This is a genomic window from Pseudomonas sp. W17 (assembly GCF_040268305.1).
Classification (GTDB): domain Bacteria; phylum Pseudomonadota; class Gammaproteobacteria; order Pseudomonadales; family Pseudomonadaceae; genus Aquipseudomonas; species Aquipseudomonas protegens.
In genome coordinates, this window is record NZ_CP158490.1 from 4,087,636 (window position 1) to 4,112,288 (window position 24,653).

Here is a 24,653-nt window from a genome sequence, read left to right on the forward strand (position 1 = left end):
GAATCAGGCCGCGCTGCGCGGTTGCAGCCAGCGGCGGAACAGGCGCGTGACCCGGGGCATGAAGACGTAGACCACCAGCAGCACGATGCTCAGGGTGATCAGCACCGTGGCCGGCACATAGCCACCAAGCCAGGGCAGCAGGGCAAACACCGGCTTCCACAACTGCGGCACCAGGAAGCTCAGCGGCAGGATCACCAGGAAGGTCACACACGCCTGTTTCCAGCGCGGTGGCGGGGTCGGTGCGCCGCCGTCCTGAGGGGTGAACCAGAATTCGCGTTCGGCGTTGATTTCGGTCTGGTCACCGTCGGCCAGCAGGTGCTGGGCCTGCTGCACCAGCTCGCGGCGGTCGGCGGAATCCAGCCAGTGCTGCAACTGTTCGGTGCTGGCAAAGCGCAGCACGCTGGTGAACAACCCGAGGCCGCCGCTGTGGCCACGCACCACGTCGATGCCCAGGTGCCCCGGATAGCTGCGGGCCTTGGCGATGATCTGCCGCAGCCAGGTTTCATAGGCCTGATCCTGGCCCTGCTTGATCCGGTGACGGACCAGCAGGGTCACGACACCGTCGGTCAGTTCGATGTTCATCAGAAGGCTCCAGTGTCTGCTAGGAGGTGCATTCGCGCATCACAGTTAAGGCCCGTAGGGGCTGGCTCGCCAGCGAAGCGGTGGGTGCGATCGCATTCGCCGGCCAGCAGGCGCCTACAGCTGACGTTGCGGGGCCTTGTGCACCATGCTGTAGGCGTAGTCCACGCCCATGCCATAGGCACCACTGTGTTCCAGTACCAGGCCCATGACCGCGTCGTAGCTGTCCTTGTGCGCCCAGTCGCGCTGGTACTCCAGCAGCACCTGCTGCCAGGTCACCGGTACCGCGCCGGCCTGGATCATCCGCTGCACGGCCATGTCGTGGGCCTCCTGGCTGGTGCCGCCAGAAGCGTCGGTGACGATGTACACCTCATAACCTTCGGCCATGGCCTCCAGGGCCGGGAAGGTCAGGCAGACCTCGGTCCACAGCGCCGCCATCACCAGTTTCTTGCGCCCGGTGGCCTTCACCGCCTCCACCAGCTTGCGGTCTTCCCAGGAATTCATCGACGTGCGCTCAATGGGCTGCTGGCCGGGAAACACCGCCAGCAGTTCCGGCCAGATGTAGCCGCTGAAGCTTTCGGTCTCCACCGAGGTGAGGATGCTCGGCACGTTGAAGATCCTGGCCGCCTTGGCCAGGGCCACGGTGTTGTTCTTCAGGGTCTGGCGATCGATCGATTGCACGCCGAAGGCCATCTGCGGCTGGTGGTCGATGAGGATCAGGGCGGAGTTGGTCGGGTTGAGCAATTCACGAATGGACATGGCGCGTTCCTTTTGCAGTCAGAGAGTGAGGGTCGAACATGACCGGCTGATGGCGCTGCTTGCGCCCCGTGGCGTCCGGCTTGGTGGCTAATCTAGGGCCTGGCAGAAAAAGGAACAATTACCTAAAATAGAGAATCATTGATTCTAAAACAGGGACAATCATGGACCGTATCGAATGCATGCGCGCCTTCGTCGTCACCGTCGACGAAAACGGCTTTGCCGCAGCCGCCCGCGCCATGGACGTGCCCCGCTCCAAGGTCAGCAAACAGATCCAGGCGCTGGAAGAATCCATCGGCGTGCAACTGCTGCAACGCACCACCCGCAGCCTGCGCCTGACCGAAGCTGGCGCCGAGTACTACGAAAGCGTTCGAGAAGTGCTGGCCGCGGTGGACGAGGCCGAACAGCGCGCGCGCGATGGCATCGCCGAACTGCGCGGAGTACTGCGAGTCAATGCACCGATGTCCTTCGGTCTGCGTCGGCTCGGGCCGCTGGTGCCGCTGTTCCATGAACAGCATCCGCTGATTGAGTTGCAACTGGTGCTCAGCGACCAGCAGGTGGACCCGCTGCGCGGCGGCTTCGATGTCACCCTGCGCATTGCCAGCCTGCCGGACTCGTCCATGGTGGCCCGCCAGCTGGCACCGGCACCGCGGATCATGGTGGCCTCCCCCACCTACCTGGCCCGGGCCGGCATCCCGCACCAGCCCAAGGACCTGAGCAGCCACCAGTGCCTGAACTATGGCTACCTGCAAAGCGGCGTCAGCCTGCAATTGAGCAACGGCAGTGACGTGCAGCGGGTGCATGTCACTGGGCCGCTGCACGCCAACAACGGCGACCTGCTGGCCCAGGCCGCCGAGGCCGGCATGGGCATCGCCCTGCTACCGGATTTCATCGTCGAGGACGCCCTGGCGGCCGGGCGCCTGGTGCCGGTGCTCTGCGAATGGCAGGCGCCGCCCATCAGCATCAACGTGGTCTACCCCTCGGCGCGGCGGGTGCCGCAGAAGACCCGGGCCTTCATCGATTTTCTGGCGGGGCACCTGACCCAGAAAACCGCGGGCTGAACCTTGCAGCGGACGAACGTACGCCTTCACCCGCAGGCGGGCTCCTACACTCAGCACAGGTTCCCGCTACTGGCGCAGCGCATCATGAAAATCTCCCTCAGGCTGGCCGTTTCCAGCATCCTCGGTGCCCTCGCCTACCTGGGCCTGGCGATCTGGGGCATGGGCGGTTTCTCCGCCTTCTTCGGCCATCCACAGTTGACCCTGATCGCCATCGCCACCCTGCTGATGGTGGTCGCCGCGCTGTACAGCGAAGTCAACCTGAGCAGCGGCGAGCAGGAAGACCAGGGCAACCGCTGGGTGCTGCCGGTGTTCGGGGTGATCGGCCTGTTGAGCGGCTTTGTCCCGGCTTACAGCGACCGCATCGATTTCTGCACCTTCGGCGGCGAAGGCCTGCGCTGGCTCGGGGCCTTGCTGTTCATCCTCGGCGGCGGGCTGCGGCTGTGGCCGGTGTTCATCCTCGGCCGGCGCTTCAGCGGGCTGGTGGCGATCCAGCCCAACCACCGCCTGGTGGTGGACGGCCTCTACCGCCACCTGCGCAACCCCAGCTACCTGGGCCTGCTGGTGAATGCCCTGGGTTGGGCCCTGGCGTTTCGCTCGGGGCTGGGGTTGTTGCTGGCAGCACTGACCCTGGTCCCGCTGATCGCGCGGATTCACGCCGAGGAGGCCTTGTTGCTCAAGCATTTCGGCGAGGAATACGAGGCCTATCGCGCCCGCAGCTGGCGCCTGCTGCCCGGTGTCTACTGAAGCGCTGTAAAAAAAATCAGACACTTCTGCCGATAAGGACGTACCGCTCTAGCACGCGCCTCTGCCCATGGTTGAGGGGCGCTCGCCAGGGGCCTTGGGCCCTTTACCCCCCTTACATTGGCTGGCGGATTCTTGCAGTATTGATCCGACCTGAGCCTGCGGCGCCCTGTATTCGCCCTGCCAGTGCCCGGTTCCTATCAAGAATAATCACCACGAACTCGACAGCGAGATCACCCGGCGATGTGCCCCCTGAGCCCGTATCACGGATTCGACAGATCAGCTCCCGCGCCCCTGCACTGTGGCCGCGGTGGTGATGTCGACGCTCGGCTCTCGCTGCCCCGCTCACGCCCCGTCACGCCTCATGAGGTTCATGAGGACCGCGCCGCCGTTATCGGCTTGTACTTGCTGGACAGGTCCTGCCCATGAAGCTTCTGGTCAACCTGCCCATGGCCTTGTGCCGCTCCCGTCTGCGCCACTCCTCACGTCCTCCGGATCGCTCGCCTGCGGCCTGATCGCGCGCCCCTGCGCGTAACGCCCCAGAACTGATTTCTGCCCTTGCAACCGAGCCGTGCGCGGCATCGTTGCAGGACCTGAAAACCTGCGCGCCCCAATGGCGCAAGCGAGAATCCGATGAAATTTGCCGCCCTCGATGAAGCCCGTGACTTCCTGGCCGCCCACCCCGATATCGACATGATCGAGCTGTTCATTCTCGACGCCAACGGCGTGCCCCGGGGCAAACTGTTGCACCGCGAAGAACTGCTGGCGGTGTACGAAAGCGGCCGGCCCCTGCCCAGCACCATCCTTGGCCTGACCCTCAACGGCGACGACGTGGAGAACTCCGGCCTGGTCTGGGATGTGGGCGATATCGACTGCCGTGCCTACCCCCTGGCCGGCAGCCTGGTACGCCTGCCCTGGCGGCAGATCCCTACCGCCGCGGTGCAGGTCAGCATGCACCCCCAGGAGGGCCTGCCCGCCAGCATCGCCGACCCGCGCCACCTGCTGATCAAGGTGATCGACGGGCTCAAGGCCGAGGGTTACCACCCGGTGATGGCCTGCGAGCTGGAGTTCTACCTGCTGGACGCCAAGCGCGACGGCAATGGCCGGCCGCAACCGGCGCTGGACGCCGATGGCGGTCGCCCGCGCAGCACCCAGGTCTACGGCCTGCGCGAGCTGGAGCAGATCGAACCGTTCCTCGCCGACCTCTACGCCGCCTGCAAGCTGCAAGGCATTCCGGCGCGCACGGCGATCTCCGAATACGCCCCCGGGCAAGTGGAGATCACCCTGGAACATGGCGACGCCCTGGAAGCCATGGACCAGGCCGTGCGCTACAAGCGCCTGGTCAAGGCCGTGGCCCACAAGCACGGGATGCAGGCCACCTTCATGGCCAAGCCTTTCGATCACCTGGCCGGCACCGGCATGCACATGCACGTGAGCATCGCCGACGCCGAGGGCCGTAACCTGTTCGCCAGCCAGGACCCGGCCGGCACCCCGCTGTTGCGCCAGGCGGTGGGCGGCATGCTCGCGTCTCTGCTGGAGTCGCTGCTGCTGTTCTGCCCCAACGCCAACTCCTACCGGCGTTTCCAGAGCAACAGCTACGCGCCCCTGGCCCCCACCTGGGGCGTCGACAACCGCACCGTGAGCCTGCGGGTGCCCGGCGGCCCGGCCAATAGCCGGCACATCGAGCACCGCATCTGCGGTGCCGACGCCAACCCCTACCTGGCAGCGGCGGCGATTCTCGCCGGCATCCATCGCGGCCTGCGGGAAAACCTCGACCCCGGCGAGCCGGTACAGGGCAATGGCTACGCCCAGGCCACCGAACTGCTGCCCACCGACTGGCTGACCTCGCTGGTGGCCCTGGAGCAATCGGCCTGGGCACGGGATGCCCTGGGCTCCGAATTCCTCGGTGTGTACCTGGCGGTCAAGCGTGCCGAGTACCGCCAGTTCATGGCCGAAGTCGGCGAGCAGGACTGGCGCTGGTACCTGACCCAGGCCTGAGGTCCGTTGCCGATCTGCCGTGCAGGGCTCAGGCGCATCCACTGCGTGCCGAACCCGCCGGCCCATCGACCGATTTCAAAGCCCTGGCCGCTGCCTGCCCGCAGCGGCCCGGCTCACTTTTTTGCGAGGTTCTACTCATGACAGCCGCCTTCGATCCGCGGACCCCGGCAGCCGAGCGCTGCCCCAGCTACTACAGCGCCACCCTTAACCAGGAAACCCACTACCCGACCCTGCAAGGCACCCATCAAGTGGATGTGGTGATCATCGGCGGCGGCTTCACCGGCGTCGCCAGCGCGGTGGAACTGGCCGAGCGCGGCCTGAAAGTCGCCATCGTCGAAAGCCACAAGATCGGCTGGGGCGCCACCGGGCGCAATGGCGGCCAGGTCACCGGCAGCCTCTCCGGCGATGAAGCCATGCGCAAGCAGATGCGCCGCCACCTGGGCGAGGAAGTGGACGATTTCATCTGGCACCTGCGCTGGCGCGGGCACCAGATCATCCAGCAGCGAGTAGAAAAATACGCCATTGCCTGCGACCTCAAGCACGGCCACCTGCACGCGGCCTACAAACCCAGCCACCTGCCGGGCCTGCGCGCCGACTACGAAGAAGCGGTGCGCCGCGGCATGGGCGACGAGGTCAGCCTGCTGGACCGGGCCCAGGTCCGCGGGCTGCTGGAAAGCGAGCTCTACCACGGCGCCATCAAGAACACCCGCAACCTGCACCTGCATCCATTGAACCTGTGCATCGGCGAAGCCAGGGCTGCCGAAAGCCTGGGGGCGCTGATTTTCGAACACAGCGAAGTGCTGGAGATCGTCCACGGCGAGCGCCCGGCGGTGGTCACTGCCCAGGGCCGCATCGACGCCCGGCAAGTGCTGCTGGCGGGCGATGTGTACCACAAGCTGGAACCGAAGAAACTCAAGGGCAAGATCTTCCCGGCCATGGGCGGCATCGTCACCACCGAGCCCCTGGGGGACCTGGCCAGGCGCCTCAACCCCGAGGACCTGGCGGTCTACGACTGCCGCTTCGTGCTCGACTACTACCGCATGACCGCCGACGGCCGCCTGCTGTTCGGCGGCGGCGCCAACTACAGCGGCAAGGACTCGCGGGACATCGCCGGCGAACTGCGCCCGTGCATCGAACGCACCTTCCCGGCGCTCAAGGGCGTAGGCATCGATTTCCAGTGGAGCTGCGCCATGGGCATCGTGATCAACCGCATCCCGCAGCTGGGCAAGCTCTCGGACAACGTCTGGTACTGCCAGGGCTACTCCGGGCATGGCGTGGCCACCACCCACATCATGGGCGAGATCATGGCCCAGGCCCTGACCGGCCACCTCGGCCACTACGACACCTTCGCCGCCTGCCAGCACATCCGTGTGCCCTTCGGCGACCAGTTGGGCAACCCGATGCTCGCGGCGGGCATGTGGTACTACCAGATGCTGGAGAAACTGCGCTGAGGGCACGACGCGAGTCGGGCGGCAGCCGAGGCGCCAGCAAAGCTTGATGAGCCGGGCCTTTGTTCAGTAGGCTGCCCGCCCCTCGAAGGCATGGGCCGCCCCGAACTCGCGGGCGGTCCCTGTGCTTCGTCTTGTAAAGACCCGCCCAAGCCTGAGGCTTGGGCCCAGCGAGACCGCCGTTATCCGAGTCCTCGACCAGGAAAGAATCGACCGCATCAATCAAGACCTGACCCGCGCCTGGAAGGCTGATGTTGAAACCACCTGCGTCCTCTCGGGCATCCTGCTGCTCCCCTGCCTCATCCTCATCTGCCTGCTGGATGGCCCGCTGTTTGCCAAGGTCATCCTGTGCACCTTCCTCTGCCTGATGGTCGGTGGCTGGTGCATCGCCAAATGGCTCAACGCCCAGGCGCAACCCAGGACCGACATCACGGGCGTACAGGTGGAGCAACTGGAAGGCTACTTCGACCGCCGCTGGGTTCGGAACGGCGGCAAGCCCTATATCGAATACAGCTTTGGCAAGCATTGGTTGCACATCCAGACCTCGGCCTGCAGCTTCTTCAGTGGCGACACCCAGTTGAAGCTCAACCGCCGCTATCGCGTCGACGCCCTGTACCTCACAGGCCATTCCAGCGCCTACACCGGCTATTACCTTCTGGAAGAAACCTTCAAGGAAATCTTCGATGACAGCGACCTCAGCGCTACGGAGAAAATCCAGATCGCCGAGCGTGAGAAGCGGATCAACCAGGACCTAGAGGAACAACACAAACGCCTCTACCGCCTCTATCGCAACCCCCAGGGCGAACTGGAAGCCGTGGCCATCGGCTTCAATTTTGCCGCCTGCTTTCTCACCGTACTCTGGTCGTACTGCGTCAGCCTGTACTGGGTGACCGGCCTCACCCTGGCTGCCCTGGGCCTGACCCTGCTGATCCCTGATACAGGCGCCGGCCACCACTGGTTCGCCCTGGGCTGGCTGCTCAGCGCCGGGGTATTCGGCGCGTGCGGCAACCTGTGGCGAGAAAGGCAGGTGCTGTCCAAGGGTTTTGTCCAGGTCGATGCCCTGCTGTCCTGCAACCCCGACCAGGCCAAGGTGCAGTACAAAAGAAAGGTCGAAGAGGCAGCGCCGGGGTTCGGTCAATAGCGCCGCCGGGCAGGTCATTCCGGGTAACGCGCTACACAAAGCCCTAAGGTTCTCGTACCATCGCGCCGCTCACGAGCGGCGCCAGGGAAGGCCATGTACAGACACTCATGCCTCCCTCCCTGCCTGCGCCTTGTCCAAAGTCACTTTCAGGGTTCCCCATGTTCCGCGTACTCAAGGCTTCGTCCTTGCTGCTGGCCACCAGCATAGTTTCTGGCTGCATCAGCCAACCCGCCGCCATCGTCAGCGCCCCTCTGCAACCCGCAGCCAACGAACCCACGACCTATCTGGTGGGCGCTATTGGCCCGCAGTACCTGGGCGGCGGCGGTGCCGCCACCAACCTGCGCCTGCTGATTCGCAAGCGCGGCTCAATCAATGGCGCCGCGGCACTCTGGGAGGGCGACCCACGACCAACGCCTGAGGACATCCATGAACCCCGCGCCGCCGGCAGTGTATTTGTCATGCCGCTCAAACCGGGTGACTACGAGTTCTACAACTTCCAGTTCTGGTCCATGGTCTACACCCCGGGGCTCGGCTCACGACTGCAATCCCAGGAAGCGCGCGAAGAGTTCGTACTGCCGCTGCGCCTGGAGGCGGGCAAGGCGTATTACATCGGCGAGTTTCGCTCGGTCTGCAGCCAAGTGACCCAGTGCTTCTTTGCCTGGAGCAATCAGATGCCCCGTGACGCCGTGATTGCCCAGCGCCAGGTACCGGGGCTGCCGGAGCTGCAATGGATGCCGCTGGATCTGGACAAGGCCAAGCCCTTCATCCTTCCCGTCGACAAGCAAACCAGCCCAGCCAACGCCACTGCGGAGATTCATCCATGAAATCCTGCCTGAGCCTTTGCGCCCTTGTGCTGCTCGCGGGCTGCGCGGCAACCGACACCTTGCCGGACCGTCCGCTGACGGATGGCCAAGCCTATTTGATGCCCCTGCATGTGATGGTCGATGACCCATTACGCGCCGCTGAGTTACGTAACGCCTTGCGTGCCACCGGGGTGTTCGAAGATGTCCAGACCGGCGCCGGACAAGCTGGCGACTACAGCGCCCGAATTCAATTCAAGTCCGAGCGGGACATGCCGCCAATGCCGTTGATCTTCCTCAGTGCCGCCACTCTGTTCCTGATGCCGCTCTCCAATGGCATCGACACCCACACCGACATCAGCCTGCTGCACGAGGGCAAGCTCCTCAAGCGCTACAGCTATCGCAACCTGACGCATAAATACACCTGGCTGCTGGATCAAGGCGGTGAAATGCAAGAGCAGAATATCCAGCGCATCGCCCGCGCCTTTGCTGGCGATCTGCGTCAGGATCAACTGTTGCCAACCGCGAGTCAGGCCCAATGAACCCCATAGGTTTGACCGCCCTGCTGTGCAGCGCACTGATCATCACCGGTTGTGGCACCCGAATGGCGCCGCTGGACTACCGCAGTCAACATCCCTATGTACCGCTGACCCTGGACCTGGGCCCGGTGAAAAGTCGCTTCGACGAACAGGAGCAACGGGAGACCATCGCCGCCCTGCGTCAAACTGGAGCCTTCTCCTTTCTCGATGGTGGCTATAGTCGCAGCGGCTACAGCCTCCTGATCAGCGAGCCTGGAGGCAAGAGTGCGGGACTGCTTGGCGCGTTGAATGCCATCACCCTGCTGACCTTCCCCATGCCCTACTCCTACCAGAGCAACTTGCGCGGCAGCCTGCTCAAGGACGGCCAACTGCTCAAGACCTACGACTACCGTCGTGAAGGCTATAGTGTGGCGGCCTGGTATGTACCGCCGGTGCAGATCGAAAGTCGCAGAGAGATGCTCGATGAACTGCTGCGCGATTTGGAAAAGGACCGTTTGATTCCTCAGGAGAACCCACGCTGATGACTGCCAGCCTGCACCAGGGCGGCTGCCTGTGCGGCCAGGTCCGCTTCGAAGCCCGCGGGCCTGCCGCCAATCCCCATACCTGCTCGTGCCAATTGTGCCAGCGCCACAGTGGCGCGCTGACGCTGGCGTGGGTCGAATTCCCCCGAGAGCGGGTGACCTGGACCGGCCCCGCCGGCGCTCCGGCGACCTTCAGGTCGTCAGACTCTTCGAGCCGGGCCTTTTGCCGGGCTTGCGGCAGCTCCCTGGGGGCCATCGATGATCAGCCGACCATTGCCTTGCTCCTGGGTTGCTTCGATGACAACCGCGACCCGGCGCTGATGCCGCACAGCCATTCGTTCAGCGACCGCTGGCCCGAGGGCTGGCAGCCCGCACCGACAACGCAGGATAAAGGCGGACAGCATGAGTGAAGCACCCACTCGCTGCAGCTCCCCCCTCGCCTCGAACGTCTGGACCTGGTACGGCCAGGACGAGTACCGAAAGATCATCCTGCTGGGAGAGCTGGGCCCGGCCCTGGAGTTCCTGGCCTTGGAGGCCGACCGCCAGCGCACGGAGGTCGGCTGCTGCGCCGACTGTGGCCTGTGGTCCAACCACCTGGATTACCTCGAGGGCTTCGTGAAGCACTTTCCGGCGTACCTGGCGCCCACTCTGCACCCGCGCCTGCAAGCCCTGTTGAGCGGCTGTGAAGCGCTGTGCCGAGAGGCCTACGGGGTAACGCTGGAGGACAACGGTTTCAAACACCCGCAATGGCTGCCCCTGCGCCAGGAAGCGCGTGAGCTGCTGGGCATGCTGGGTTGGCAGGACGTGCGCGAGCATATGCCCGAGCTGATCGAAGAATGCCGGGCGAGCTTGAGGAAATGGCCGGATTGAAGGGCGGGTGGCCGCGCTTGGCTGGCGCGGTTGTTCGCTGGCAAGCCAGCTCCTACGGCCGGGGGTGATGGAGTAGGAGCCGGCTTGCCAGCGAAGGCGTCGGCTCAGGCGGGACTGCGGGGCAAGGCGCGTTTGTGAGCGGTGCGCCGGTAGGCGCTTTCAATCAGTTGGCGCACGCTATCGGGCACCGGTTGGCCCATCAGGTAGGCATCGATTTCTGCGTAACTGCAACCGTAAGCCGTTTCGTCCAGCTTGCCCGGCGCCAGTTCCTCCAGGTCCGCGGTGGGCGCCTTGTACACCAGATGCCTTGGCGCGCCGAGGGCCTCGGCCAGCAGCCGCACCTGGGTCTTGGTCAGCCCCGACAGCGGGGCCAGGTCGCAGGCGCCGTCGCCGTACTTGGTGAAGAAACCCATCAGGGCCTCGGCGCCGTGGTCGGTGCCCACCACCAGGCCGTTGCTGAAGTTGGCCACCGCGTACTGGGCCAGCATCCGCGCCCGGGCCTTGACGTTGCCCTTGACGAAGTCCGTGAGGGCCGGCGAAGGCTGCAGGCCGTCGATCCGCACCTGGTTCATCAGGCCCTCGACGCTGTCGGCAATGTTGCAAGTGCTCACCGCGTCCGGGCCAATGAAGTCCAGGCAAGCCTGGGCATCACTTTCATCCGCCTGTTGCCGATAAGGCAGGCGCATGGCGATGAAACGGGCCTCCTGCCCCGCGGCGCGCATCTGCTCCACCGCCAACTGGCACAGGCGGCCGGCGGTCAGGGAATCCACCCCGCCACTGATGCCCAGTACCAGGGTGCTGCATCCAGACTCGCGCAGTACCTGCTGGATAAAGGCCACACGCCGGGCAATCTCGGCGGCCTCGCCACCGCGAACCAGTTGCCGGTCGATGCCCAGTTCCCGGGCGATGCGTGCTTGGGTTGAATTGCTCATGTCAGGCCTCCAGGGGCGAGTGGGCAAGATCGACGTTGAACACCTGGGCCGCGTACCGGAGGAACGACGGATCTTCGCAGACGTTCTTGATCGGGTCGTCGGAGAACTTCACCACCGGTTCGCCATGCACCCGCACCAGCTTCATCACGATGCTCAGCGGCTCCACGCCCTCCACATCACAGGCCAGGCTGGTGCCCATGCCGAAACCGAAGCGGGCCTGGCCACGCACGTGGCGCAGGATCGGCAGGCATTTCTCGAAGTTCAGGCCATCGGAAAACATCAGGTCCTTGGTCCGAGGGTCGATGCCCAGTTCCCGGTAGCGGGCCAGGACCTTGTCGGCCCAGAGGATCGGGTCCCCGGAATCCTGGCGCAGGCCGTCGTAGAGCTTGGCGAAGTACAGGTCGAAGTCCTTGAGGAAGAAATCGGTGCTGATGCAGTCGGTCAGGGCAATGCCCAGGCGCCCGCGGTACTCGTGCACCCAATTCTCCAGGGCCGCATTCTGGCTCTCGCGCAGCCGCCCCAGTTGCTGGTGCACCATCAGCCATTGGTGGGCCATGGTGCCGATCAGTGGCAGGTCGAACTCATAGGCCAGGTGCGCATTGCTGGTGCCGACGAAGACCCCGGGGAAATCGCTGCGCATGATCTTCACCACTTCGCGCTGGGCCTTGAACGACAGGCGCCGGCGGGTAGAGAAATCCGAAACGCGGAACTGGGCAAGCTCGTCGCGGCTGGCGTTTTTCTCCAGCCATTCGAACTTCTGGTAGAGCCGGCGAGTGACGTCTTCAAGCTCTACCTCCGGGTACTTGTCGCGGTTGCGCAGCTCGCTGACCATGGCCAGTACCGGCTGTTCGAACATGATGCAGTGCAGCATCGGGCCACGGACGCGGATGCTCAGTTGGCCGTCGACCGCCGCCACGTGGATGTAGCGCAGGTTGAAGCGGAACAGGCCGAGGAACTGTTCGAAGTCAGGGGTCAGGTATTCACGAAAGCGCTTGTTGAACAAAAAGCGCTGTTCGCCTTCGCGCATCTGCAGGCCGGCAAGCTTTTCCAGCTCCTGGCGGATCTCGGGGATCAGGTGCACCAGGGACTCTCTGGAACGAACGATGAACTGGTATTCCACGTCCACATTGGGGTGCTGGTGCAACACCGCCTGCATCATGGTGAAGGTGTAGTAGTCGGTATCCAGCAGGCTCTGGATCACGCCGTTGTTGCGGTCAAATGCACTTTCCATGGTGACTCCTCAAACCTTGGCCAATCTGGCGGTTTCTTCGCGGGTCGCGGCAACCGTGATGCCCGCTTGTTGCATGTCGGCGATGGCCTGGGTAGCGCCCTCGGCGCTGATGGCCCGGCACGCCGGCAGGTGAATGAGCACCTTGAAACCGGCAGCGGCCAGTTGCAGGGCAGTGGTCTTGACGCAGAAATCCAACGCCAGGCCGCCGACTATGACTTGCTGTACGCCCTGGCCCTTGAGGTACTCGATGACCCCGGTGGACAGCTTGCCGTGCAGGTCGTGGTAGCAGGCGCCGTAGGGATGCAGGTCCGGCTCCACGCCCTTCCACACGAAGTAGTCGTAGTCATAGGGCGCAGGCAGTTCGTCCAAAAGGGTGAAGCCTTCAGTGCCCGGAACGCAGTGGCTGACCCAGGTCAGATCGGCATGTTCAAGGCCCGTGGGCTGGAGCATCTGGGCGTGCCCGGCCACCACCCAGGGCGCCTGGGGGCTGTGGGCGTCCTTGCTGCCGATACGCAGGCTGGCCAGGGTCGCCATGAAATTCAGCTCGCCACCGATGCGGTCGCCTTCAGCCACGGGCAACTCGTCCGGGCACAGCGGGGTGAAGCTCTTTTGTGCATCGACATCGAAGGAAGCGGTCTTCATCGTTTGGCTGCTCATGCTGGGTCTCTCCTCTGCATGGAACACAAAGTACATGTCATGTACTTTCATAGCAAGGCCCTGAACGTTTTATTTTTCTCGAACCAAATTCAATAAACACGCACAAATAAGGTGCAGAAGATTATTTCCCACTGACAAAAGCGATGCTAAGGTACATGTCATGTACCAATCGAGGAAAAGCAGATGTTTGAACTGGCCCTCTATGGCGGCGCCTTCAACCCGCCCCATGCCGGGCACGCCCAGGTGATGCTCGAAGCCGCCCGCCATGCCCGCCGGGTACTGGTGGTGCCCAGCTTCCGCCACCCGGACGGCAAGCGCATGGCCGACTTCGAGCAGCGCGCCAGCTGGTTGCAGGCAATCACCGCGCACCTGCAGCCAGAGTGCGACGCCGAGCTGGCAGTCAGCCGCCTGGAACGGCAACTGGCCCTGGCCGACCCGGGCCCGGTCTACAGCTTCACCCTGTTGCAACGCCTGGCTGACGACCTGGCCCTGGACGGCAAACGCATCGCCCTGGTGGTGGGCGAAGACGTGGCGCGCCAGTTGCCCAGGTTCCATCGCGGCGAGGAACTGCTGCGGCGCTTTTCCGTCCTCTGCATCGAAGAGCAGCCCGGGGTGCGCAGCAGCGTGTTGCGCCAATGCCTGGCCCGTGGCGAAACGCCGCCCGGGCAATGGCTGGCCCCGGGAATGAATCCGCTAAACTACGGCCTCTACGCCGTCCACGGAAGTTGATATGCACGACCGCACCACCCTCCCCAGCGCCTACCTGCACACCATCGACCTGTGCCTGCTGCGCTATCACCGCGAACGCGGCGAGCTGCAGATCCTCCTCCATCAACGGGATGCTGAGCCCTTCGCCGGGCACTGGGCGCTGCCGGGCATCGTGGTCAACGGCGACGTCGAAGACCGCAGCCTGAATGACGCGGTGGAACGCCTGCGCCGTTCGAGCAAGGTGGACATGCCCCTGGCCTGGCTGGAACAGGTGGGCACGGTGGGCGACGCCTTTCGCGACCCGCGCTGCTGGTCGTCCTCGACCTTCTACCTGGGAATCCTCAGCGAGCCGGTGGAGCCCGCCGCGCAACAGGGCTTCTTCGCCCTCGACGAGGTGGCCAGCGGTGCCTTCAAGCTGCCCTTCGACCACAACGCCCTGGTAGCCCAGGTGCACGAGCGGCTGTTTTCCAAATCCCTGTACAGCAGCCTGCCGCTGATGTTTCTCGGCAACGAGTTCAGCGCCCCCGAGGCGGTGAGCATCTTCTCCCTGGTGCTGCAGCGTCCGGTGCTCAAGACCAGCATCCGCCAGCGCCTGCTGAAGATGAGCGAGGCCGGCTACCTGCGCGACACCGGGCGCAAGAAGAGCGGCGACGGCGGCCGGCCCCAGGCCACCGTGGAGCAGCTCAAGCCCGCCGAGCTGTATTTGTTCGATCGTTGTTTCCTGGAGTGATAGCCCCATGAGTTCCACCCCCGACACCCAGTGCCTGCTGCAAACCCCGTACTTCAAGGTGGTCCGTGAAAACAGCTACTTCATCATCAAGGAAGCCCAGGCGGTGAACGGCGTCGTGGCCGTGCCGACCCTGGCCGATGGCCGACTGATGCTGGTCAACCTGCGGCGCCGGGCCATCGGTGGCCAGTCCATCGAGTTTCCCCGGGGCGCCATCGATGCCGGGGAAAGCGCCTGCGACGCGGCGGCCCGGGAACTGCTGGAGGAAACCGGCTGGCAAGCCTCAGAGGTACGCCAGCTGGGGCTGCTGCACAGCAACACCTCGCTGATCGCCAGCGCCGTGGCGGTGTGCCAGGTGCAGATCGCCGAGCAGCAGGCCGCCGCCACCGATGGCGAAGTGGACCATGTGCTGTGGGCCAGCCGCCAGGAGTTGCTGGCAATGATCGCCGCCGGCCAGATCACCGATGGTCACACGCTGTCGGCGGCGATGATGCTGCTGGCCAGCGAGTCGGCCTGACGCCCCCATTTTTCCAGGGCAAAGTCGACAAAGCTGCGCAGCTTGGGCAAGCGATAGCGGTCCTGGGCATAGAGCAGGTGCATCGTCCGAAAGGGCAACTGATAGTCCTGCAGCACCGGTACCAGCCGGCCCTGCTGCAGGTCTTCCTCCACCAGCGCATCGGGCATCATCACCAGCCCCAGGCCACCCCGCGCCGCACGATGCAGGCCGGACGAGGTGTTGGTCAGCAATGACCCCGACACCGGAATCTGCACATCGCCTTCAGGCCCGCGCAACGGCCACAGGGTGGCGGTGGCGCTCCACTCATCACCGGCCGGATAGGCGAATGCCAGACAGTTGTGCCGCTGCAGGTCCTCGGGGACCTGGGGCGTGCCGCAGCGCTGCAGATACTCCGGCGCAGCGCAGATGGTCAGGGTGTAGTCCTGCAGGCGCCGGGCTATCAGCGAGGAGTTGTCCAGGTTGCCCAGGCGCACAGCCACATCGAAGGTGCCATCGGTCAGATCGAAGCGCTGGTTGGCCAGGGTCAGCTCGACCTTGACCTGGGGGCAGCGCTGGCGGAACTCGTCCAGCGCTGGCGCCAGGCGTTCGGTGCCGAAGGTCAGGGGTGCGGTGATGCGCAAGGTGCCGGTGGGTTCGCCCTGGGCCTGCTCCGCCAGGCGCTCGGAGTCCGCCACCAGCCCCAGCACCGCCAGGCAGCGCTGGTAGTAATCACGGCCAAAATCGGTAAGCCGCTGGCGCCGTGTCGTGCGGTTGAGCAGACGCACCCCGAGGCGCTGCTCCAGGGCCCGCAGGTGATTGCCCACCATGGTGGTGGACATGCCGCATTCCCGGGCCGCGGCGGTCATGTTCCCCGCCTCCACCACCTTGACGTACACCGACATTGCCTGGAACAGATCCATTATCAACCCTGACTTCAAGATGATCAAAGAAATAGCGAGTTTATCTAGCCTGGATGGCTAACGATACTGATAGCACACCCCCAAGATGGAGCCGCCCGCCATGACCGCCGCCTGCCTGATGAGCACCTACCAACCCCTCGCGCTGAGCTTCTGCAAAGGCCTGGGCAGCCGTCTCTGGGACCAGGCCGGGCGAGAATACCTGGACGCCATCGCCGGGGTCGCGGTGACCGGTATCGGCCACAGCCACCCACGGCTGGTCGGCGCCATCAGCGAACAGGCCGGCCTGCTGCTGCACAGCTCCAACCTCTACGACATCCACTGGCAGCAGCAACTGGCCGCCAAGCTGACCCAGTTGAGCGGCATGGACCGGGCGTTCTTCAACAATTCCGGGGCCGAGGCCAACGAGACCGCCCTCAAGCTGGCACGCCTGCACGCCTGGCACAAAGGCATCGAGCAGCCCCTGGTGGTGGTCATGGAAAACGCCTTTCATGGCCGGACCCTGGCCACCCTGGCCGCCAGCGACGGCCCGGCAGTGCGCCTGGGCTACGGCCAGTTGCCAGGCGGTTTTCTCAAGGTGCGCTTCGGCGATCTGGCCGCCCTGGAATCGGCCGTCGCCGAGCATGCTCCACGCATCTGTGCCGTATTGATGGAGCCGATCCAGGGGGAAAGCGGCATCCAGCTGGCCCCACCCGGCTACCTCAAGGCCGTGCGCGAGCTGTGCACCCGGCGCAACTGGCTGCTGATGCTCGACGAGATCCAGAGCGGCATCGGCCGCACCGGGCGCTGGTTTGCCTGCCAGCACGAAGACGTGGTGCCGGATGTGATGACCCTGGCCAAGGGCCTGGGCAACGGCATTCCCATCGGCGCCTGCCTGGCCCGGGGCAAGGCTGCCCAGCTGTTTACCCCGGGCAGCCACGGCAGCACTTTCGGCGGCAACCCCCTGGCCTGCCGCGCGGCCTGCACCGTACTGGACGTCATCGAGGACCAGCAGTTGCTGGCCAACGCCGAACAGCGCGGTGCCCAACTGCTGCGGCGGCTGCGCGAGGAACTGGCGGCACATCCGGCAGTGCGGGAGATTCGCGGACTGGGGCTGATGGTGGGCATCGAACTGCGGCAGCCGGCCCGAGAGCTGGTGCAGGTCGCCGCCCGTGACCACGGGCTGCTGATCAATGTCACCCGGGGCACCACCATCCGCCTGCTGCCACCCTTGGTGATCGATGGGCAGGAAGTGGAGATGATCGTCGATGGGCTGCGTCAGACCCTGGAGGCGTTCTAGCCTGGGCGAGGCGGGGCAATGCAGTCGGCAGGCACCGGGGCGGTCAGCGCCTGCCCCGGCCTCCGCCCATGGGCTTCAGTCGTCCAGCGCCTTGGGCGCTGCGGCGGGCTTGGCCGCCTTGCCGGCCTTGGCATTGGCCGGCTTGGTCTCCGGCTCGGGGGCCGGAGCCGGCGCTGCGGCCTGTTTCTCCGCCGCCGGCAACTGGTCGACGGCACTGAAGACTTCCTTGAGCTCGATGGCCCCGGAGTGCTCCAGCTTCTTCTCGCCGTCCTTGCCTACCAGGATCACTTTGGTCTGCGCCCCGGCGCCCAGCTTGAGGCTGCGGATCAGGGCCATGGTGGATTGCGGGTCGATGTCCTTGCCATCGCGCTGGCCAATGGTGTTGATCACCGTGTACAGGACCATGTTGCGTTCGTTGAAGGCTTGACGGGTAGCCGGCTCTTCCAGGGACTTCTTCAGGCTCACCAGGGTCGGATCGACGGTGCTGGGGGCAATCACGATCAGTGGCCGTGACTTGCCCAGGTCCTGGGTCAATGGGCCGTCGTTGTCGGCCGCCAGGACAGGGCCGGCAACAGCGAGCAGAGTAGCGAAGGTCAATGACCGAATGAACATGCGTCTCTCCTTATGTTTTCCACGCAGTAATGATTGCGCATTGCGGGAAAAGGTCCAGGCCGGGACTCAAAATCTGACATTTTTTTGCCCACGGCGCCGCGCTGGTCGTCGGTTTGCCACAGGCCGCGCACGACCGGGGCTGGCGCCCTTCGAGCGGTTGGCACAACCAGGTTCGCGGTAAGGTTTTGTTGCATATGCAGCCCGACAACTACGCCCCTGGAGCACTCGCTCCAACAGCCTTGCGCCCGTTCTTTAATATTCGAATCAATACAACAGCGGCCCTGGGTTGTTTATAAGAGCCGCTGCACGACACATTCAACCCACACAGTTCCAGCACTCTTAACAACCATTGAAACGAACCACTCGCAGAACCTCCGGCAACAATCAACAAGAAGACTCCGAAAGTTTGAAACTTATGCCTCAAGTGTCATTTTTCAAACGTCAGAAAACAGGCGCACATCCCCTACCCCGATAGAAAAATCGGTCTACATCAAGGCTTACAGAGGCCTCTCAGGTTTTTGCCACAGCCCACCCCACGGGCCGCCGCGGCCTTTTAACTGCTGCCCTGCAACAACTCTAAGTTACATGCCCAGGCCTGCTTGAATTGCAGCAGACAATGATCTGGAGCAAATAACCGAAGCCATCACTACTTGTTCTTTTATTGCCGAGGGAACTATAGTGCGGCGCGGCACGGACAGCCCGATACAGCACAACTATAAAGCGGCAACTCGCCCTATTACCGAACACTATCCCTTACGGGTTTTTTCGAATGAGCGTCCGATACCGATGATCCCCCTCCTCATCTGCGATGACTCGAGCATGGCCCGCAAGCAGGTGCTGCGGACCTTGCCCAGCGAGTGGCGGGTGTCCGTGACCCAGGCCTGCAACGGGCGCGAAGGCCTGGAAGCCCTGCGCCGCGGGCTGGGCAAGGTGGCGCTGCTGGACCTGACCATGCCCGTGATGGACGGCTACCAGGTCTTGAGTGCGGTGCAGGAAGAAGGCATTGAGGCGCAGATCATTGTCATCTCCGGCGACATTCAAGAAGAAGCCGTGCGCCGCACCCGCGAGCTGGGCGCACGGGCCTTCCTCAAGAAGCCCTTCGACCCGCAGCAACTGCGCGCCCTGCTCAACGAACTGCAACTGCTGGACAGCACTGACGCCAAGCCACTGGCAGCCCCTTCGCCAGCACCGGTGGTGACCTTTCGCGACGCCTTCCGGGAAACCGTCAACGTTTCCATGGGCTACGCCGCGGCACTGATCGCCAAGGTCCTGGATGTCTTCGTGCACCTGCCGATTCCCCACGTCAATGTGCTGGAAGCCGGCGAGTTGCAGATGCTGCTGGCCGATGCCAACCGCGCCCGGCAACTGACCGCCATCTGCCAGAGCTACATCGGCAGCGGCATCGCCGGCGAAGCCTTGCTGATGTTCTACGACTCCGAAGTGGCCGACATCGCCCAGTTGATAGAGCAAGGCACCGACCCCTACCAGGAAATGGAAGTGCTGATCGACCTCTCCAGCGTGCTGATCGGCGCCTGCCTGAGCAGCATCGCCGACCAGCTGGATGTGTTCTTTTCCGTGGGCCATCCCCAGGTACTGGGGGAACACACCACCATCGACGAGCTGATCGTGCTCAACCAGCAGCGCTGGAAAAAGACCCAGGCGGTGGAGATCAGCTACAGCCTGGAAGAACAGAACATCCACTTCGACCTGTTGCTGTTGTTCACCGAAGGCTCCATGGCCTTGCTGGAACAGAAGCTCGCCTACCTGATGAGTTGAGCCATGCCCAAGAGAATGGATTTCAGTGAACTGCACTGGTTGCTGGCGGTGGTCCAGAGCATCGACGTGGGTATCGTCGTGCTCGACCTGGAGTGCCGGGTCCAGGTGTGGAACAGCTTCATGGAGAACCGCTCCGGGGTGCCCTCCAAGCAGGCCATCGACCAGTCGTTCTTCGAGCTGTTCCCCGAGGTCGAGCGCCCCTGGTTCACCCGCAAGGTGGGGCGCGTGGTGGCCCTCGGCACGCCGGCCTTCACCATCTGGAAGCAGCGGCCGTACCTGGTGCATTTCAACAACTACCAGCCGATCACCGGCCAGGGCGAGTTCATGTACCAGAACACCACCCTGCTGCCGCTGCGTTCCTCCAACAGCGAGATCCACCACGTCTGCCTGGTGATCTACGACCTGACCGACGTGGCAATCAACAGCCTGGCCTTGCAGAAGGCCAACCAGCAGTTGCAGCACCTGTCGCGCACCGACCACCTGACCCAGCTCTACAACCGCGGCCACTGGGAACAGCGCCTGCAGTTCGAATACAGCCGCCACGGCAGCAGCATTGCCCTGCTGATGCTGGACATCGATCACTTCAAGTCGATCAACGACCTCCATGGGCACCAGGCCGGCGATGCAGTGATCAAGCGCGTCTCCGAGCTGATCCACCAGCATGTGCGCGACAGCGATGTGGCCGGGCGCTATGGCGGCGAGGAGTTCGCCATTCTCCTGCCCCACACCGACCTTGCCGGGGCCCGCACCCTGGCCGAGCGCTTGCGCCAGTCGGTGGAAGAGCAGGAGGTGATCCACAACGGCCAGGCCATCGCCTTCACCATCAGCCTGGGCATCGCCTGCCTCGACCGTCCGGCCCGGGATCATCGCTGCCTGATCGAGTGGGCCGACCAGGCGCTGTACGCCTCCAAGCGCGCCGGGCGCAACCGGGTCAGTACCTACGCGCCTTGAACGGCAGCACTGGAAAAACCTGAAAAAAACTCGCTCCCGAGGGATAAACTGCGCGCTTTTCCGGTCCATCCCCGGTCTGCTACGCCTTTCCCAGCGCCACAAGGAGTCCTGCGCGCATGTCCCAGTCGAATTCGAACCACTCCCCGCAAGAGCAATGGCAGCAAGCCGTGCTGACCTATGCCCGTGACATCAATCGCTATGTCGAGACCGGCAACCGCGACGGCTGGAAGGGCTTGAAGGAACCGCACTTGCCCGACACCGAGCACCTGCTGCCAGACTGGCAGGCGGCCCTGGAAGCGAGCAACCAGGAGCCCTACGACGCAGCCCGGCGCCAGGCGTTCCGCCAGGACTGGCCGCCAGCGCACTTCCCATTGTCGCCACGCCTGGAAAGCCAGGGACGGATGATTCCGACCCTGGCCCTGTTGCCGGACGGCAGCCTGCTGGCGCGCATCGGCGCACCTTACGAGGCTGGCGAAGTGGTGCATATCGACGACGCAAGGATCCAGCCTCTGGAGCAGGTGGAAGGCTTCGGCATGTGCCCCCAGCGGCGCTATTTCGCCTGGGCCCGGGCTGATGGCATCCAGCTCACCGACGGCTGGAACGGGCCAGAGGTGGCAAGTTTTGCCTGGCCCGATCCCCACGCGAACCTGCCGGCGGGGGTGGCGCTTGAAGACACCGGGCGCCCTAACCCCAGCAGCCTGATTCCCTTCCCCGACGGGCGCCGGGTACTGCTGGTGAGCTCCGACGGCATCTTCGTCCTGCAGGCCGAGGGCGCCACGCGCCTGCTGCCGAGCCTGGAAGACCTGCAGCAAGAGCTGGCCGATGGCGTCGCCCCCGAGGACCTGGGCATCGGCCTGAGCATGGAGCATGGCGCGGTGTCGCCCGATGGCCAGTGGATCGCCGTGGGCGAGCAAAGCAGCTCGCACCTGGTGTTCGATGCAAGGTTGCAACGGGTAGCGCAGATCGGCCCCGCCAGCGAGTACCCGCATTTCGCCCATTTCAACCAGCGCGGCGATCGCCTGCTGCTCAACGCCTGCCACTTCTATGGTGGCGCCAGCGTGGGAGTGGCGGTGGCCGACCTGCCAGGGCTGTCCACCGATTTCTACAGCGACGATGCGCGCACCCCGGTGCTGCAGGAAGGCGCCCGGGTGTATGCCGCGGCGTCACGGGGCGACGAATTCATCATCGGCGACGCCTACGGCTACCTGCGGGCCTTCAGTGAAAACGGCGAAGAGCGCTGGCAGCACTATATCGGCTCGACCCTCACCGCCATGGACATCAGCCCCGATGGCAAGACCCTGGTGGCCGCCACCTATGCCGGGATCATCGTCAAGCTTGACCTGGACGCCGGGCGCCCGGATTGGCAGATCGGCACCGGCGAGCACCTTGAAGTGCAGCGCTGGCTGTTCTGGAAAGACTTCGCCAAGCCGCTGCTGTGGTGACCGGGGGTTAAACTGGCGGGCGCGAGAAACTCACTTGCAGTTGCAGGTGATCCGGATCGTCGATCGCCCGCAGGTACTCCTCCACGCTGACCTCGCCGGCACTGGACCGGGCCCCCGGGGCCGGCACATGGCCGGCGAGCAGCTTGTGCACCACCGCCACCGCCGCGCAGCTGGGAATCTCCGGCCCGTGGTCATGGGTTGCGGTGAGCTGCACGCTCATCGACAGTGGCTGGCCGTCCTGGCCCAGGCCGTGCACGTCGATGTACAGGGCACTGAGCCCATCTCCGAAACCTTCGAACCAGGTGCCGCAGCGATGCAGGCGCGCCGCCCAGGGCGCCGGGTCGCGCACCAGGCCGAGCTTCACCGCCTGGGCCAACAGCGCATTGGCCAACCCAGCGATCTTCAGCCCGGCGCCGGCCTGGAAGCTCAAGGTGTGGGCACCGTAGCGCTCGGCGAACAAATCCAGGTCCGGCACATCGACATTGGCCACCAGCCGCGTGCCCAGCCTGGGCAGCTTGCGCAGGGTCAGGCCCTGCCAACCGATCACCGGGTGCGGCCGGCCGTCCTTGAGTTGCAGGATGGGTTTGCCGGCATAGGCCAGCACGCCCTGGATGGTGGACAGGCCGGGCATCTTCGCCGAGGAGGAAATACCGTGCTCGATGCGCTCGATGCGGGAAAAACGCTCACGGTGTTCATCGATCATCGCCGCCGACAGGGTCGGCACCGAGCTGCAGCCGCTGAGCAGCGTCACCCCGGCGGCCCGGGCGGCCTCATCCAGAGTGCCAATGCCGCGCACGAACTGGCGACAGTCGGCCAGGTCGCAGTAGTTGACCCCGGCCTCGATGCAGCCCCGGGCCACCGCGTAGGACTGGCCCTGGAACGGCCCGCCGGTATGGATCACCCAGTGCACCTCAAGGGCCTTGAGCGCCGGTGCCCATTGCGGCCCCATGGCATCGCCGCACCAGCCTTCGCAGGGCTGCCCGCCCTCAGCCTGCAAGGCCTGAACCTTGGCCGCGAGCTTGTGCGGGTCGCGCCCCGAAATCAGCAGATGCACCCCAGGGGTATGGATCAGATAGCGGCAGACGATGCTGCCGAAATTGCCATAACCACCCACCACCAACACCCTGAGCGCCATTGCCTGCATCCTTGAACTAAGCCGTTGCGCAGCGTTAACGCTGCCATTCGAGGCGCGGCAGCTTGGTGGATTTGCCAGCGCTCGACAAGCCCCCGCCGACCTTCGACATGCCCCTGAAACGCCCCTAGCAAGTGCTTGTAATATTCAGTTAGAAAAAAATGCCAATGCCGGTCCGGCATAATGCTATGCAAAATCCTCATCATCTACGGCCCTGGAGCGTGATAGCCTCGTCCTGCTATGTCGGCCTCGCATAATAAACCCGTCGGTTCGCGCAACCGAACGGGATAAAGACGCCTTGCTACCCACCTTGTTTCATCTTCATCTGCCCAACTAACGTTTCGCTGTGAGCCGCTCTTTCCCCGGCTCGCCAAGGGAACTGATTGCAAAATTTGACTCGACCTCAAGGTCGATCTCTCGATCCTATCTCGGAGCTGTTATGTCCAGGCTTTCCCATCAAGATTTGCGCCGCGGTTTCCGTGAACTGATCGCTTCCAACTCCTGCTACCACACCGCTTCCGTATTCGACCCGATGTCTGCCCGTATTGCCGCCGACCTGGGTTTCGAAGTGGGCATCCTCGGCGGCTCGGTGGCCTCGCTGCAAGTGCTGGCGGCCCCCGACTTCGCCCTGATCACCCTCAGTGAATTCGCCGAACAGGCCACCCGCATCGGCCGCGTGGCGCAGTTGCCGGTCATCGCCGACGCCGACCACGGCTATGGCAACGCGCTGAACGTGATGCGCACGGTGGTCGAACTGGAACGCGCCGGCATTGCCGCGCTGACCATCGAAGACACCCTGCTGCCGGCCCAGTTCGGGCGCAAATCCACCGATCTCATCTCGGTGGCCGAAGGCGTCGGCAAGATCCGCGCCGCCCTGGAAGCCCGGGTTGATCCGGAACTGGCGATCATCGCCCGGACCAACGCCGGCATCCTTCCGGTGCAGGAAATCATCAGCCGTACCCAGCAGTACGAGCGTGCCGGCGCCGACGCCATCTGCATGGTGGGCATCCGTGATTTCGAACAGCTGGAACAGATCTCCGAGCACCTGAGCGTGCCGCTGATGCTGGTGACCTACGGCAACCCGGCGCTACGGGACGATGCGCGCCTGGCCGAGCTGGGCGTGAAGATCGCCGTGGACGGTCATGCCGCCTACTTCGCCGCGATCAAGGCCACCTACGACTGCCTGCGCGAGCAGCGGCAGACCTTCACTCAGGCGTCGGACCTGAGCGCCACCGAACTGGCCCACACCTACACCCAGCCCGAGGAGTACATCGTCTGGGCCAAGGAGTTCATGAGCGTCAAGGAGTAACACCGGCGATTGGCCGGGGTGAGGCGCCAC

26 protein-coding genes are annotated in these 24,653 nt (G+C 64.4%); 18 read left to right on the top strand and 8 right to left on the bottom strand.

Annotated elements, in window-relative coordinates; all coding sequences use genetic code 11:
* Positions 1-3: 3 nt before the first annotated feature.
* On the bottom strand, positions 4-582 hold the full coding sequence (locus tag ABCR88_RS18770) for an antibiotic biosynthesis monooxygenase (RefSeq protein ID WP_041117557.1): 579 nt from the start codon (positions 580-582) through the stop codon (positions 4-6).
* A 114-nt stretch (positions 583-696) separates the two neighbouring features.
* Positions 697-1,338 (bottom strand): hydrolase, encoded by a 642-nt coding sequence (locus ABCR88_RS18775; RefSeq protein WP_011060773.1) that lies wholly within the window; start codon positions 1,336-1,338, stop codon positions 697-699.
* A 161-nt stretch (positions 1,339-1,499) separates the two neighbouring features.
* Here ABCR88_RS18775 and ABCR88_RS18780 point away from each other — a divergent pair, with 161 nt between their 5' ends.
* From ABCR88_RS18780 to ABCR88_RS18825, 10 genes are all read left to right on the top strand, one after another.
* Entirely contained in the window at positions 1,500-2,396 is an 897-nt protein-coding gene (locus tag ABCR88_RS18780) for a LysR family transcriptional regulator (protein WP_041117554.1), read from the top strand.
* Positions 2,397-2,480: 84 nt separating this feature from the next.
* Positions 2,481-3,140, top strand: coding sequence for an isoprenylcysteine carboxylmethyltransferase family protein (locus ABCR88_RS18785; RefSeq protein WP_041117552.1), 660 nt, complete (start codon positions 2,481-2,483; stop codon positions 3,138-3,140).
* 630 nt (positions 3,141-3,770) lie between these two features.
* On the top strand, positions 3,771-5,135 hold the full coding sequence (locus ABCR88_RS18790; RefSeq protein ID WP_015635218.1) for a glutamine synthetase family protein: 1,365 nt from the start codon (positions 3,771-3,773) through the stop codon (positions 5,133-5,135).
* 137 nt (positions 5,136-5,272) lie between these two features.
* Entirely contained in the window at positions 5,273-6,586 is a 1,314-nt protein-coding gene (locus ABCR88_RS18795; protein WP_041117550.1) for an FAD-binding oxidoreductase, read from the top strand.
* 121 nt (positions 6,587-6,707) lie between these two features.
* A complete protein-coding gene (locus ABCR88_RS18800) occupies positions 6,708-7,724 on the top strand; it encodes a hypothetical protein (protein ID WP_015635216.1) in 1,017 nt (338 codons plus the stop codon).
* A gap of 158 nt (positions 7,725-7,882) precedes the next feature.
* Positions 7,883-8,548 (top strand): hypothetical protein, encoded by a 666-nt coding sequence (locus ABCR88_RS18805; RefSeq protein ID WP_015635215.1) that lies wholly within the window; start codon positions 7,883-7,885, stop codon positions 8,546-8,548.
* The gene (locus tag ABCR88_RS18810; protein ID WP_015635214.1) at positions 8,545-9,066 is read left to right on the top strand and encodes a hypothetical protein; all 522 of its coding nucleotides are present in this window, start codon (positions 8,545-8,547) and stop codon (positions 9,064-9,066) included. The genes ABCR88_RS18805 and ABCR88_RS18810 overlap by 4 nt, the downstream gene beginning before the upstream one ends.
* The gene (locus ABCR88_RS18815; RefSeq protein ID WP_015635213.1) at positions 9,063-9,584 is read left to right on the top strand and encodes a hypothetical protein; all 522 of its coding nucleotides are present in this window, start codon (positions 9,063-9,065) and stop codon (positions 9,582-9,584) included. Before ABCR88_RS18810 ends, ABCR88_RS18815 begins: the two co-directional genes overlap by 4 nt.
* Positions 9,584-9,994: a GFA family protein gene (locus tag ABCR88_RS18820; RefSeq protein WP_041117547.1), complete on the top strand. Its 411-nt coding sequence runs from the start codon at positions 9,584-9,586 to the stop codon at positions 9,992-9,994. Before ABCR88_RS18815 ends, ABCR88_RS18820 begins: the two co-directional genes overlap by 1 nt.
* Entirely contained in the window at positions 9,987-10,454 is a 468-nt protein-coding gene (locus ABCR88_RS18825) for a hypothetical protein (protein WP_015635211.1), read from the top strand. Before ABCR88_RS18820 ends, ABCR88_RS18825 begins: the two co-directional genes overlap by 8 nt.
* Before the next feature lie 104 nt (positions 10,455-10,558).
* On the opposite strand, the gene nadE is transcribed toward ABCR88_RS18825, so the two are convergent.
* The 3 genes from nadE to ABCR88_RS18840 are packed head-to-tail and all read right to left on the bottom strand — an operon-like array spanning position 10,559 to position 13,274.
* On the bottom strand, positions 10,559-11,386 hold the full coding sequence (nadE, locus tag ABCR88_RS18830) for an ammonia-dependent NAD(+) synthetase (RefSeq protein ID WP_041117545.1): 828 nt from the start codon (positions 11,384-11,386) through the stop codon (positions 10,559-10,561).
* A gap of 1 nt (position 11,387) precedes the next feature.
* On the bottom strand, positions 11,388-12,617 hold the full coding sequence (gene pncB, locus ABCR88_RS18835; RefSeq protein ID WP_041117543.1) for a nicotinate phosphoribosyltransferase: 1,230 nt from the start codon (positions 12,615-12,617) through the stop codon (positions 11,388-11,390).
* Between the two features lie 9 nt (positions 12,618-12,626).
* Positions 12,627-13,274, bottom strand: coding sequence for a nicotinamidase (locus ABCR88_RS18840; RefSeq protein WP_041117541.1), 648 nt, complete (start codon positions 13,272-13,274; stop codon positions 12,627-12,629).
* Between the two features lie 183 nt (positions 13,275-13,457).
* Between ABCR88_RS18840 and ABCR88_RS18845 the strand changes: the two genes are divergently transcribed.
* From ABCR88_RS18845 to ABCR88_RS18855, 3 genes are read left to right on the top strand one after another with little or no spacing between them, the layout of a single operon-like run.
* Positions 13,458-14,003, top strand: a complete 546-nt coding sequence (locus ABCR88_RS18845) for an adenylyltransferase/cytidyltransferase family protein (RefSeq protein ID WP_041117539.1) — start codon at positions 13,458-13,460, stop codon at positions 14,001-14,003.
* A gap of 1 nt (position 14,004) precedes the next feature.
* On the top strand, positions 14,005-14,712 hold the full coding sequence (locus ABCR88_RS18850; RefSeq protein ID WP_015635207.1) for an NUDIX hydrolase: 708 nt from the start codon (positions 14,005-14,007) through the stop codon (positions 14,710-14,712).
* Positions 14,713-14,719: 7 nt separating this feature from the next.
* Positions 14,720-15,226 (top strand): NUDIX hydrolase, encoded by a 507-nt coding sequence (locus ABCR88_RS18855; RefSeq protein WP_041117537.1) that lies wholly within the window; start codon positions 14,720-14,722, stop codon positions 15,224-15,226.
* Here the strand turns inward: ABCR88_RS18855 and ABCR88_RS18860 are convergent.
* The gene (locus ABCR88_RS18860) at positions 15,178-16,125 is read right to left on the bottom strand and encodes a LysR family transcriptional regulator (RefSeq protein WP_041117535.1); all 948 of its coding nucleotides are present in this window, start codon (positions 16,123-16,125) and stop codon (positions 15,178-15,180) included. The genes ABCR88_RS18855 and ABCR88_RS18860 overlap by 49 nt on opposite strands.
* A 100-nt stretch (positions 16,126-16,225) precedes the next feature.
* Between ABCR88_RS18860 and ABCR88_RS18865 the strand changes: the two genes are divergently transcribed.
* Positions 16,226-17,401 carry an aspartate aminotransferase family protein gene (locus ABCR88_RS18865; RefSeq protein WP_041117533.1) on the top strand — a complete coding sequence of 392 codons (1,176 nt, stop codon included), beginning with the start codon at positions 16,226-16,228 and terminating at the stop codon, positions 17,399-17,401.
* 75 nt (positions 17,402-17,476) lie between these two features.
* Here ABCR88_RS18865 and ABCR88_RS18870 read toward each other — a convergent pair whose 3' ends face one another.
* A complete protein-coding gene (locus tag ABCR88_RS18870; RefSeq protein ID WP_041117531.1) occupies positions 17,477-18,013 on the bottom strand; it encodes a DUF4174 domain-containing protein in 537 nt (178 codons plus the stop codon).
* Between the two features lie 786 nt (positions 18,014-18,799).
* On the opposite strand from ABCR88_RS18870, the gene ABCR88_RS18875 reads away from it, so the two are divergent.
* The 3 genes from ABCR88_RS18875 (at position 18,800) to ABCR88_RS18885 (ending at position 22,182) form a co-directional block, all read left to right on the top strand.
* The gene (locus ABCR88_RS18875; protein ID WP_011060756.1) at positions 18,800-19,789 is read left to right on the top strand and encodes a response regulator; all 990 of its coding nucleotides are present in this window, start codon (positions 18,800-18,802) and stop codon (positions 19,787-19,789) included.
* 3 nt (positions 19,790-19,792) lie between these two features.
* Positions 19,793-20,740, top strand: coding sequence for a sensor domain-containing diguanylate cyclase (locus ABCR88_RS18880; RefSeq protein ID WP_041117528.1), 948 nt, complete (start codon positions 19,793-19,795; stop codon positions 20,738-20,740).
* Positions 20,741-20,856: 116 nt separating this feature from the next.
* Positions 20,857-22,182, top strand: a complete 1,326-nt coding sequence (locus tag ABCR88_RS18885) for a hypothetical protein (RefSeq protein ID WP_350403065.1) — start codon at positions 20,857-20,859, stop codon at positions 22,180-22,182.
* Positions 22,183-22,189: 7 nt separating this feature from the next.
* Here ABCR88_RS18885 and ABCR88_RS18890 read toward each other — a convergent pair whose 3' ends face one another.
* The gene (locus tag ABCR88_RS18890) at positions 22,190-23,317 is read right to left on the bottom strand and encodes a saccharopine dehydrogenase NADP-binding domain-containing protein (RefSeq protein WP_325985907.1); all 1,128 of its coding nucleotides are present in this window, start codon (positions 23,315-23,317) and stop codon (positions 22,190-22,192) included.
* Positions 23,318-23,753: 436 nt separating this feature from the next.
* On the opposite strand from ABCR88_RS18890, the gene ABCR88_RS18895 reads away from it, so the two are divergent.
* Positions 23,754-24,623: an oxaloacetate decarboxylase gene (locus tag ABCR88_RS18895; RefSeq protein WP_350403067.1), complete on the top strand. Its 870-nt coding sequence runs from the start codon at positions 23,754-23,756 to the stop codon at positions 24,621-24,623.
* Positions 24,624-24,653: the final 30 nt, after the last annotated feature.